Consider the following 11,773-nt stretch of genomic DNA (forward strand, 5'->3'; position numbering starts at 1 on the left):
TTCTTCCTACTATTTTTGCACTGTAAATAGTGTAAATATGAAGAAAAGTAAATTTATAATCGTTTTAGCTTTATTTTTTATTGGGTTAAATAGCAATGCTCAAAATACAATTGCTATTACTAAAGAGGCAATACTAGAAGCAACGCTATCTAATAATTTGTCTTTAAAAATTGTTGGGAAAGAGTCGGAAAAAGCAGTAGCAGATTTTAAACAGTCCAATGCGTTGTTTTTGCCCAACATAACTGCAAGTCATACTGGTTTTACAACTACAAACCCTTTAATGGCTTTTGGTTCTAAATTAAATCAAGAAATTTTAACAGCTTCAGACTTCAATCCTACGTTATTAAATAACCCTAGCCGAACACAAAATTTTGCAACAAGAATTGCTGTAGAGCAACCGCTTATAAATTTAGATGGTGTATACGAGCGTAAGGCTGCAAAATCTAAAATTGAGGCAATGGCATTGCAAACAATTCGTACCAAAGAACATCTTACTTTAGAAGTAGCAAAAGCGTATATGCAATTACAATTATCTTATAAAGCATTACAAGTTGCTACACAAGCATTACAAACTACTCAAGAGCACTATCGAATTGCACATCAAAATTTTAAACAAGGCTTACTGCAAAAAGCATCGGTCTTAAACATTGAAGTTAGACTTACAGAGGTTAAAAACCACCTTCAAACAGCCAAAAGTAATGTGCAAAATGCTTCAGATTATATTTCTTTTTTAATGAATAATAAGGAAACAAATATTTACAAACCTCAAGATTCTTTGTCTGTTTTTGCAAACGTAAATTTATCTGAAAAAATTTCAGAAGACAGAGCAGATATTCAAGCAATGGGTTTATCGGTAAAAGGTAATGAAGCAATAAACAAAGCAACTAAAATGTCTTTTTTACCACGTGTAAATGCATTTGCTACTTATGAACTATATGACAATGCTATTTTTACTGGTAATGCTTCTGGTTATTTAATTGGTGCAGCAGTAACATGGAATATTTTTGAAGGTTCAAAAAAAATTGGCAAACTACAAAAAAGTAAGGCTGTTTTAGAAACTTCTAAATTGGCTTACCAAGAGTATGTTTCTAAAAGCAATCTAGAATTTAATAAAGCACAGCGTATGTTATTAGACCTAGAAAATAAGTTAGAATTAACCCAATTGGCTGTTCAACAATCTAAAGAATCTTTACGAATTAGAACAAATAGATTTAAAGAAGGATTAGAAAAATCTGCAGAGCTATTACAATCAGAAACACAATATGCTCAAAAACAATTAGAATATTACAAAACCATATTCGAGTACAACTACACGGTGGCTTATTTGGCCTTTTTAGCAAAAGAATAAAATATAATTAGAATTTAAATACGTAATAAGAGATGAAAAAAATATATACAATTTTACTGTTTACAACAGCTTTATTAGTTACAGCTTGTAACACAAAAGTAAATAATGTGGCGGCAGATACTACTAGTTCAGTAAAAGTAAAAGTAGCCCAAGCTACACTGTTAAATGCTAACTCTAACTTGGCAGTAAGTGGTAAAATTAAAGCAGTAAATAGTGCAGATGTTAGCACAAGAATTATGGGTTTTGTAAATAAAGTGTATGTAAAAGTAGGCGACAAAGTAACAAAAGGACAAATATTGGTTGCCATAAATAATGCTGATTTACAAGCTAAAAAAGAGCAAGTTCATTCGGCCATTGTTAGTGCAGAAACTACATTAAAAAATGTTCGTAAAAACTACAATCGATATAAAAATTTATTTGATACCCAGAGTATTTCTCAAAAAGAAATGGATGATATGAAAACAAATTACTTAATGGCAAAAGCTCAATTAGATCTTGTAAAAGCTCAACAAAGAGAGATTAATGCACAGTTTGCCTATACAAATATTACCGCTCCTTTTAATGGTGTTATAACCTCAAAAAATATAGAAGTCGGCGCAATGGCAAACCCAGGAGTCTCTTTATTGAGTATAGAGAATTCTGCTAATTTCGAGGTTATTGCAATGGTGCCAGAATCTGAAATAGCAAATATTAAAAATGAGATGGCTGTAAATGTCTTGGTAAAATCCATTTCAAAAGAAGTGCCAGGTAGGGTAGTAGAGGTAAGCAGTTCTGCAAAAAATTCTGGTACTCAGTATTTAGTAAAAGTAAAGTTAGAGAAGAGCAATAAAGCTCTCTTATCGGGAATGTTTGCAACTGTTCAGTTTCCTATAAATAAAAAATCTGCAGAGCAAACAGTAGTAATCGACAAAAAAGCTTTGGTTACAAAAGGGCAATTAACAGGAGTTTATACTGTTGGTAATAATAAAAAAGCTCTTTTAAGATGGCTGCGTTTGGGTAAAGATTACAACAATACCATAGAAGTTCTTTCTGGTATTCAAGCAAATGAAACCTATATTATTTCTGCAAATGAAAAGCTTTATAACGGAGTAAAAATATCAATTCAATAAATAAAATTTGCGTTAGGGATAGTAGTGAAAATCCTTTTGATGAGTATTCATCAAAAGATTGCAACGAATAGCCTGTTAAAACGCCCAAAAAATATATAATAATGAAAGAAGGTTTCGCTGGTAAAATTGCCAAAGTCTTTATGCAGTCTAAGTTAACAGTGTTGTTGATGATTGTATTTATGGTGGTTGGTGTGTATAGTTCTTATTTAATACCTAGAGAGGAAGAGCCACAAATAGATGTGCCAATGGCCGATATTTTTGTGGGATATCCAGGGGCAAGTCCTATTGAAGTAGAATCTCGAGTTATAAAGCCATTAGAACAATTAATATCTAATATAAAAGGGGTAGAATATGTTTATGCCACTGCCATGAAAGAGCAAGCAATGGTAATTGTACAGTTTTATGTTGGCGAGGATATTGAGCGATCTTTTGTAAAGTTATATAATGAAATAAATAAGCATATGGATAAGTTACCAAAAGGAGTTACGCTTCCTTTGGTAAAAACACGCGCTATTGATGATGTGCCAATGCTAGGACTAACTTTATGGAGCGAAAATTATAGCGATTATGAGTTAGGTAAAATAGCACAAGAGTTAGAGACAGAAATAAAAAAAGTAAATGACGTAGCCATTACGCACAAAATAGGTGGTAGAAATAGGCAACTACGTGTTGTTTTAGATAAAGATAAATTGGCAGCTAGCGGTTTAGATTTTTTGTCTGTTTCTAAAATGATACAAGTAAATAATACGCAATTAAGTGCAGGAAGTTTCGATAAAAATGATACCGAATATCTTGTAAATTCAGGTAATTTTCTAACAAATGTAACCGATGTAGAAAATCTAGTAGTTGGTGTACAAGCCAATAAACCTATTTACTTAAAGCAAATTGCTAAAATTATTGATGGTCCAGAAATACCTCAAAATTATGTGAGTTTAGGTTTTGGAAAAGGAAGTGAAAAAGCAAACACTTACAATTCAGATTATCCTGCGGTAACAATTTCTATTGCCAAAAGAAAAGGGGCAGATGCTATGAAAATTGCAGCTGTTATTTTAGACAAAGTAAAGCATTTACGTAAAAACTTATTGCCAGATGATGTTCATGTAGAAATAACTAGAAACTATGGCGAAACTGCTTCACACAAAGTTTCGGAACTGTTATTACACCTTATGGGCTCTATTGTTGCAGTAACTTTAGTAGTAATGTTAGCCATGGGCTGGAGAGGTGGATTGGTGGTGTTTTTATCGGTGCCAATTACTTTTGCTTTAACACTTTTAAGTTACTATTTAATGGATTATACCTTAAATAGAATTACGCTTTTTGCCCTTGTTTTTGTAACTGGTATTGTGGTAGACGACTCTATTATTATTGCAGAAAATATGCATAGGCATTTTAAAATGAAGCGACTACCGTTTAAGCAAGCTGCTTTGTATGCAATTAATGAGGTTGGAAATCCAACGATACTTGCCACATTTACAGTTATTGCATCGGTTTTACCAATGGCTTTTGTATCTGGATTGATGGGGCCATATATGGCGCCAATGCCAATAGGAGCGTCTATTGCCATGATATTATCTCTTTTTGTAGCTTTAACGATTACACCATATTTAGGCTTGATTTTTTTAAGAGAAAAAGATAAAAAGAAACAAGAAGAAAAAGAAGATAAGCCTATTGAAAATACATTTATCTACAAAATTTACAATAGGTTAGAAAGACCTTTATTAGAAAACAAAACCTACAGATGGCTGTTTTTAGGAGGAACTTTTGCGGTACTTTTAGCAACAATGTTATTGTTTTTTACAAACTCTGTTGCAGTAAAAATGTTGCCTTTCGATAACAAAAATGAGTTTCAGGTAGTTATCGATATGCCAGAAGGAACCACTTTAGAGAGAACTGCAGTGGTAGCGAAAGAAATATCGTTGTTTTTAGCAACCAGACCAGAAGTAGTAAATTTTCAAAACTATATTGGTACTTCTGCTCCAATTACGTTCAATGGCTTGGTGCGTCATTACGATTTACGTGGAGGGAGTAATATGGCAGATATTCAGGTAAATTTAATAGATAAATCTCAAAGAAGCATTCAAAGTCATGACATCGCAAAACTATTAAGGCCAGAAATTCAAAAAATTGCTCAGAAGTTTAATGCAAATGTAAAATTGGTAGAAGTGCCGCCAGGACCACCAGTTTTGTCTACTATTGTTGCAGAAGTTTACGGGCCAAATTATGATGAGCAAATAAATATTGCCAATCAAGTACAGCAAATATTGCAAAACACAAACGATGTGGTAGATATCGATTGGATGGTAGAAGCCGATAGAACAGAGTATGTATTTAACATAAACAAAGAAAAAGCAATGTTGTATGGTGTTGCCCCACAGCAAATTAGTTACACACTAAATATGGCTTTATCCAATACTGCAATAACTACTTTATATGACGAAAATGCTGTGCATCAGGTAGGTTTAATATTGTCTTTAGAGGAAAAAGAGAAAGCGTCAATTTCTGCTATTTCTCAATTAAAAGTTACATCAGAGTTAGGTATTATGGTACCTATTTCTGATTTAGTAACCATAGAAGAAGTACCATCGGCTAAAAGTATTTATCGTAAAAATCAGCAACGAGTAGTGTATGTATTGGCAGACATGGCTGGAGAGTTAGAGAGTCCGGCGTATGCTATTTTGGGTATGGATAAAAAGCTCAAAGAAGTAATTTTGCCAAAAGGATATACACTAAGTGAAATGTATATGGGACAGCCAGAGCAAGAAGATAACTATACTGTAAAATGGGACGGTGAATGGCAAATTACGCTAGAGGTTTTTAGAGATTTAGGAATTGCTTTTTTAGGAGCATTAATTTTAATTTATATTTTAATTGTAGGTTGGTTTCAAAATTTTAAAGCGCCAATAGTAATGATGGTTGCTGTGCCTTTGTCTTTAATAGGTATTGTGCTAGGACACTGGGTTATGGGAGCATTTTTTACGGCTACTTCTTTTATAGGTATGATTGCTTTAGCGGGTATTATGGTTAGAAACTCGGTGTTATTAATCGACTTTATAAATTTAAGAACCGCCGAAGGCATTCCTTTAAAGCAAGCGGCAATAGAGGCTGGAGCCGTTAGAACTACCCCAATTTTATTAACTGCAGGAACTGTAGTAATTGGAGCATTTGTAATTTTATTTGATCCAATTTTTCAGGGCTTAGCAATTTCATTAATGGGAGGTACTATAGTTTCTACTGTACTTACTTTACTAGTTGTTCCATTAGTGTATTATATGATAGAAAAGAAAAATTTTAAATAATTAATTTATGAAATTAGTAATCGTTACTTCGGTAGAAGAATATCAAAAAGAAGTTTTAGACTTTTTTAAAAGTGCTAATATCGAAAATTTAAGTACCTCTGATATTGATGGTTATAAAAATATAGCACCTGTTTTATTATCGTCAAATTGGTTTTCGGCAGAAAAAGCAGGCAATGAATCGCGTTTATTTTTCTCTTTTACAGATGATGAGCACATAGATTTGTTGTTTGGATTGATACAAGAGTTTAATAAAAATTTAGAGACATCAAATTTTGTTAAAGCAATAGTTGTTCCGGTAGAGCGCTATATTTAAGAGTTTTACGAATAGATGTTCTTAGAAATTTAAAAATAAATACAGTAAGATTTTAGCGGTCTTACTTTAAAAATTGAATAAAAATGTTACAAAAGTATTTTAGAGTAATTGTGGGTACAATGGTTTTATTAAGTGTAGTGCTTACCAACTATGTAAGTCAATATTTTATATGGTTTACAGTTTTTATTGGGGTAAATTTAATTCAGTCTGCTTTTACTAAATGGTGTCTGTTAGAAAAAATCCTTATTAAGTTAGGAGTTAAAGGCGAAGGAGCTAGTTGTAGTTCTTGTTAGGTTTTAAGAATTTTAAATTTTAAAAGCACTTGAAATTATCATTCAAGTGCTTTTTTTATGAGAAAAAATACAATCTATTTTTATTTATTCTAAATAAAGAATTATATTTGCATTATAATTGTTTATTATGCTTGTTTTTTACACTCAACAGATAGTCAAAAAAGATATTTTAGCAAGTAATAGTTGCCAAAGCGATTGTGCTATTAGTTGTTTAAAACCGAAAACTAGTTGTTGCAAAAAGTATAAAAAAAAGGGAATCAACTGCAAAAGGTGTCCTCATATATTGCTTAAAAAAGCATCTTAACATTTTTTTATTTAAAAGCATTTAAATTGGTAATATCTAAGCCTGTAATTAGTAAATGGATATCGTGTGTACCTTCGTAGGTAATTACACTTTCTAAATTCATCATGTGTCTCATGATAGAATATTCACCTGAAATACCCATTCCACCCAAAATTTGCCTTGCCTCTCTTGCAATATTTAAAGCCATTTCTACATTATTTCTTTTGGCCATTGAAATTTGTGCAGAGCTTGCTTTATTTTCATTTTTTAGAGTTCCTAAACGCCATGTTAGCAATTGAGCCTTTGTAATTTCGGTAATCATTTCTGCTAATTTTTTTTGTTGTAATTGAAACTGTGCAATTGGTTTGCCAAATTGCATGCGTTCTTTTGCATACCGTAAAGCAGTATCATAACAATCCATAGCGGCACCGATTGCTCCCCATGCAATGCCATATCTAGCAGAGTCTAAACAACCCAAAGGAGCACCAAGGCCAGATTTGTTTGGCAGTAAATTTTCTTTAGGCACTTTTACATTATCAAAAATTAACTCTCCGGTTGCAGAGGCTCTTAAAGACCATTTGTTGTGTGTTTCTGGAGTTGTAAATCCCTCCATTCCACGCTCTACTAGTAATCCATTAATTCTACCGTTTTCATCTTTTGCCCAAACCACAGCAATGTTGCAAAAGGGGGCATTAGAAATCCACATTTTTGCACCATTCAATAAATAATAATCGCCTTTATCTTTAAAATTTGTTTCCATTGCTCCCGGATTAGACCCGTGGTTTGGTTCTGTTAATCCGAAACTGCCAATCCATTCGCCCGAAGCTAGTTTTGGTAAATATTTTTTACGTTGTGCTTCATTTCCATAAGCAAAAATAGGGTACATTACTAACGAAGATTGCACAGAGGCAGTAGAGCGAATGCCAGAGTCGCCACGTTCTATTTCTTGCATTAATAGGCCATAAGAAATTTGATCTAGCCCAGCACCGCCGTATTCTTGGGGAATGTAAGAGCCAAACGCTCCAATTTCTGCCAATCCTTTTAAAAGATGTTTTGGAAAAGTAGCTTTTTGTGCATACGTTTCTATAATTGGAGAAATTTCTTTTTTAACCCAATCTCTAGCAGCAGTTCTAACGAGTTTATGCTCATCAGACAAAAGGGCATCAATATTGTAATAGTCAGGTGCTGTAAAAAGATCTGGCTTCATTTTTTTAAAGTTTTTTACTAAAGAATATTTCCATTTTGTAAAAGTGTATCTATAATTAATAGTTTACAAAAAGGTTATATTTGATACATCAGCATAAAAATACATAACTTTTAAAAAGTTAGCGAATAGAAATTGTTAAAAAGTAGTTCATTTCTATTAAGTTTGTAACAATGAAAAATACCTTAGGCAAGGAAGAGAGACTAAAGAGTAAAAAGCTCATAGAAAAACTTTATTTAGAAGGAGAGTCTATGAAGGCTTTTCCGCTTAGAATGATGTATGTAAAAACGACACATACCTCAAATTTCCCTTGTCAGGTTGGTGTATCTGTTTCCAAACGAAATTTTAAACACGCTGTAAAAAGAAACAGAATTAAAAGGCTACTCAGAGAAACTTACCGATTACAAAAAGAAATTGTTTACAACGCTCTAGAAGAACCTTATGTTTTTATGATTTCATATCTCGGTAAAGAAGAAATTTCTTACCAAGAAATGTATTTAAAAATGGAAAAACTTTTACGATTATTTATCAGTAAAACCCAAAATAAGAACAATGAGAAAAATAAAAATGAATAAAAAAGGAACAATTATTTTATTGTTGGTTACCGTATTTGTTACATTTTCATTTCAGTCTAAATTTTTTGAAATAGCCAAGCAAATAGAAATTTATACGACCTTGTTTAAGGAGCTAAATATGTATTATGTAGGAGAAATTAATCCTGCAGAAATAACCACAAAAGCCATTACAAATACATTAAAAGATTTAGATCCTTACACAAATTTTTATAACGAACAAGATGTAGAAACAGCCAAAATTAGAAGAGCAGGCGAGTATGGTGGTATTGGTGTAGCTGTTTTTTATGTTGATAAAGGAATACAAATTAAAGAAGTTTATAAGGGTTTTGCTGCAGATAAAGCGGGTTTAAAGCCAGGAGACATTATAACATTTGTAGATAATCAACCTTTACAGAACATGAATTCAGCGCAACTTTCTATGCTTTTAAAAGGAACTCCTAACAGTGTTTTTTCTGTAAAAATAGAAAGACAAGGACAAACGTTTGAAAAGGAAATTACCAGAGAAAAAGTGATTGTAAATCCGGTACCATTTGCAGAAATGGTTGACGAAAAAACAGGATATATAACCTTAACACGATTTAATGAAAAAGCCTCATTTGAAGTAGAAAAAGCGTATCATAAATTAAAGAAAGCAGGTATGAATCGATTGATTTTAGATTTGCGTTATAACCCTGGTGGCTCTTTACTAGAATCTATTCGGATTGCTAATTTTTTCTTACCAAAAGGAAAAACAGTAGTTACTACAAAAGCCAAAATTAAAAAATGGAGCAATACCTATAAAACTAAAAACGACCCTTTAGATTTAGAAATTCCTATAGTTGTATTGATAAATGAACGATCTGCTTCGGCATCTGAAATTGTTAGTGGTTCTTTACAAGACTACGATAGAGCAGTAATTATGGGAAATCGTTCTTTTGGTAAAGGACTAGTGCAGCGTTACAGACCTTTAGTTTATGGTACACAATTAAAGGTAACAATCTCTAAATATTATACTCCTAGCGGACGCTGCATACAAGAGTTAGATTATGAAAACAGAGACCCTAAAACCGGTAAGGTGCCAAAGTTTTCTGACCGAGGAAAAATGTCTTTTACAACCCAAAATGGAAGAACTGTTTATGATGGTGGTGGCGTAATGCCAGATGTAGTTATAGAAAATAATACAAAGAGTAAAACAACAAATGCACTTGTAAAAAGTAAGGCTATTTTTAATTATGCAACACACTATTATTATAAAAACCCAGTGTTATCATCTGTAGCATCCTTCACTTTTAAAAATGATGATTTTAGAGACTTTACTAGTTATTTAAAAACAGACACCACTTTTGTAACCTCAGAAGAATTATTATTTAAAAAAGCGTTTGTAAAAGCTTCAAAAAACAAGGAAATTATTAAATCTTACAATACTATTAAAGAAGCATTGTACAAAAACAAAATTGATAGTATTTCTAAAAATAAAGAGATAGTTTTAAGGCTATTAACCGAAGAAATTTTAGAAAGGTATGTGTATAAAGAGGGCGTGTACAAATATAATCTTACCAATGATAAAACTATTTCTAAAGCAGTAACGTTGTTAAAAGATCAAGAAAAATATCAAAATATACTATCGGGCAAATAATTTATATTTGTAACTTAAAATACGACATGTCAGAAATTAAAAAAATAGCCAGAACCAGAGCACAAGAATCTACCAATGCCATAGAAAAACTTTACATTTCTATGCGACATTTATTTAGCAGAGGTTTTTACAAGCCAATGGGAATTTCAGGAGAAACTTTGCGAAAATCCTTACTACTCTTAAGACCAGAAATTTACGGTTCAATTGCAGAAGATCGTGTAGAATTAAATGGTTTAATTTATGTAATAGAAAGACTTCCAGAAGGAATAGAAGAATGTCAGTTTATTAATTTAACGGCAGACGAAGGATATAAAAATTCTCATTTTAAGTCTATCATTCCGCCAAAAAGGCGAAGAAATTGTTATAGAATAGACAAAGATCAAATGAATATTGAAATTACCAGAGGAAGATCTGAAATTTATGATATTTTAACGCATCTTACTTTTTTATTTATAGAATCTCACAAAATACAGGCAAGAGTAACTTTAAATGATGGCGAAGATTTTACAAGAGAATGGAGGCATTTGCAAGATTTGGTAGTGCATCATAAAAAGTTATCCGACCAAGAAAGAGAAGTTGTAATTGTTCATTTAGGTAATATTTTAGGAAGAACTTTTGATGAAGTTTTAAGCATTTATAAAGCGTTATCTACAGAAAAAAATCCCGATAGATTTTTTCAACTCATTTATTGGTTAGGTCAATTAGCTATTAACGAAGTAGTAGAAAATAAAAAAAGAACCATTACATTTAGCTCTGTATTGGTGCAAGAAATAGGCCATCATATTTATGGAGAAATTTGGGCAAATACTATAAAAGGTGTTTTAAATGATAACGGATTATTAGATAGACCCATACATATTATTAGTGCAAATATGCACAGTGTTTTAAATTCTATATATGCTAAAAATGCATTGCCAACAGAAAGTAAAAATTTAAAAGGGTTTGAATTATATCAATTATTAAGTAATTCTAACAGCAAACCTTTACAAGCAAAAGTGAAAGATTTTGCCTCTAAAAATGGGTTGTACTATGTAAAAGATACTTCTGGCACAAATATAAATGTACAAATTATAGATATAGCTAAAATAAATTTTAATGTTTTAACGTTCTCTAAAAAGCAAGAAATAAAAGAAAATGCAGTAATCATTGTAATGGATTATGCATTCGGAGAGCAGGCTTATGAAACGATGGACGAGTTGCTAAAACCATATACTTGCAAAAAAGGAGTAAAAACTCACTTAAACGTAAAATCGGTTTCCATAATGGGAAAAGCGGGTATTTTAGAAGGAGGTAAAGGAGATATCATGATTCCTACGTCACATATTTTTGAAGGAACAGCAGATAATTATCCTTTTAAGAATGAATTAAAAAAAGAAGATTTAGAAGGTTTTGGTATACAAGTTTTTGATGGAGCCATGATTTCAGTATTAGGAACATCTTTGCAAAACAAAGATTTACTCAGCTTTTTTCATGATTCTACTTGGAGTGTAATTGGTTTAGAAATGGAAGGAGCACATTATCAAAAAGCCATACAGTCTGCCTCTAAAATTAGAGGAAACATTTCTGAAGACGTAAAAGTAAGATACGCTTATTACGCTTCAGATAACCCTCTAGAAACCGGAGCAACATTAGCATCTGGAGGTCTTGGAATGACGGGAGTTACGCCAACATATGCAATCACACAAAAAATATTAGAACAAATTTTTAATAGTTAGTCTCTTTTTAAAAAAATATAAA

9 protein-coding genes are annotated in these 11,773 nt (G+C 31.9%); 8 read left to right on the forward strand and 1 reads right to left on the reverse strand.

Features of this window, described 5'->3' with window-relative positions; all coding sequences use genetic code 11:
* Positions 1-37 precede the first annotated feature (37 nt).
* The 5 genes from WHD54_RS07375 to WHD54_RS07395 all read left to right on the forward strand — a co-directional run bounded on the left by WHD54_RS07375 (position 38) and on the right by WHD54_RS07395 (position 6,359).
* Entirely contained in the window at positions 38-1,348 is a 1,311-nt protein-coding gene (locus WHD54_RS07375) for a TolC family protein (RefSeq protein WP_088324555.1), read from the forward strand.
* A gap of 32 nt (positions 1,349-1,380) precedes the next feature.
* On the forward strand, positions 1,381-2,457 hold the full coding sequence (locus tag WHD54_RS07380) for an efflux RND transporter periplasmic adaptor subunit (RefSeq protein WP_088324554.1): 1,077 nt from the start codon (positions 1,381-1,383) through the stop codon (positions 2,455-2,457).
* Positions 2,458-2,558: 101 nt separating this feature from the next.
* Complete coding sequence (locus tag WHD54_RS07385) at positions 2,559-5,753, forward strand: efflux RND transporter permease subunit (RefSeq protein ID WP_088324553.1); 3,195 nt, start codon at positions 2,559-2,561, stop codon at positions 5,751-5,753.
* Between the two features lie 7 nt (positions 5,754-5,760).
* On the forward strand, positions 5,761-6,066 hold the full coding sequence (locus WHD54_RS07390; protein ID WP_088324552.1) for a hypothetical protein: 306 nt from the start codon (positions 5,761-5,763) through the stop codon (positions 6,064-6,066).
* Positions 6,067-6,149: 83 nt separating this feature from the next.
* A complete protein-coding gene (locus WHD54_RS07395) occupies positions 6,150-6,359 on the forward strand; it encodes a YgaP family membrane protein (protein WP_088324551.1) in 210 nt (69 codons plus the stop codon).
* Between the two features lie 311 nt (positions 6,360-6,670).
* Here WHD54_RS07395 and WHD54_RS07400 read toward each other — a convergent pair whose 3' ends face one another.
* Positions 6,671-7,849: an acyl-CoA dehydrogenase family protein gene (locus WHD54_RS07400; RefSeq protein WP_088324550.1), complete on the reverse strand. Its 1,179-nt coding sequence runs from the start codon at positions 7,847-7,849 to the stop codon at positions 6,671-6,673.
* A gap of 170 nt (positions 7,850-8,019) precedes the next feature.
* Here WHD54_RS07400 and rnpA point away from each other — a divergent pair, with 170 nt between their 5' ends.
* The 3 genes from rnpA to WHD54_RS07415 are packed head-to-tail and all read left to right on the forward strand — an operon-like array spanning position 8,020 to position 11,751.
* Positions 8,020-8,421: a ribonuclease P protein component gene (gene rnpA / locus WHD54_RS07405; RefSeq protein ID WP_088324549.1), complete on the forward strand. Its 402-nt coding sequence runs from the start codon at positions 8,020-8,022 to the stop codon at positions 8,419-8,421.
* Positions 8,399-10,036 (forward strand): S41 family peptidase, encoded by a 1,638-nt coding sequence (locus WHD54_RS07410; protein ID WP_088324548.1) that lies wholly within the window; start codon positions 8,399-8,401, stop codon positions 10,034-10,036. The genes rnpA and WHD54_RS07410 overlap by 23 nt, the downstream gene beginning before the upstream one ends.
* Before the next feature lie 26 nt (positions 10,037-10,062).
* Complete coding sequence (locus WHD54_RS07415; RefSeq protein ID WP_088324547.1) at positions 10,063-11,751, forward strand: DUF6909 family protein; 1,689 nt, start codon at positions 10,063-10,065, stop codon at positions 11,749-11,751.
* Positions 11,752-11,773 lie beyond the last annotated feature (22 nt).

Origin of the sequence: Polaribacter tangerinus, from assembly GCF_038024095.1 — a bacterium.
GTDB lineage: Bacteria > Bacteroidota > Bacteroidia > Flavobacteriales > Flavobacteriaceae > Polaribacter > Polaribacter tangerinus.

Excerpts from the sequence above, each read along its gene's own strand:
- WHD54_RS07375 (WP_088324555.1), top strand. The coding sequence starts at position 38 with ATGAAGAAAAGTAAATTTATAATCGTTTTAGCTTTATTTTTTATTGGG.
- WHD54_RS07380 (WP_088324554.1), top strand. The coding sequence starts at position 1,381 with ATGAAAAAAATATATACAATTTTACTGTTTACAACAGCTTTATTAGTT.
- WHD54_RS07385 (WP_088324553.1), top strand. The coding sequence starts at position 2,559 with ATGAAAGAAGGTTTCGCTGGTAAAATTGCCAAAGTCTTTATGCAGTCT.
- WHD54_RS07390 (WP_088324552.1), top strand. The coding sequence starts at position 5,761 with ATGAAATTAGTAATCGTTACTTCGGTAGAAGAATATCAAAAAGAAGTT.
- WHD54_RS07395 (WP_088324551.1), top strand. The coding sequence starts at position 6,150 with ATGTTACAAAAGTATTTTAGAGTAATTGTGGGTACAATGGTTTTATTA.
- WHD54_RS07400 (WP_088324550.1), bottom strand. The coding sequence starts at position 7,849 with ATGAAGCCAGATCTTTTTACAGCACCTGACTATTACAATATTGATGCC.
- rnpA (WP_088324549.1), top strand. The coding sequence starts at position 8,020 with ATGAAAAATACCTTAGGCAAGGAAGAGAGACTAAAGAGTAAAAAGCTC.
- WHD54_RS07410 (WP_088324548.1), top strand. The coding sequence starts at position 8,399 with ATGAGAAAAATAAAAATGAATAAAAAAGGAACAATTATTTTATTGTTG.
- WHD54_RS07415 (WP_088324547.1), top strand. The coding sequence starts at position 10,063 with ATGTCAGAAATTAAAAAAATAGCCAGAACCAGAGCACAAGAATCTACC.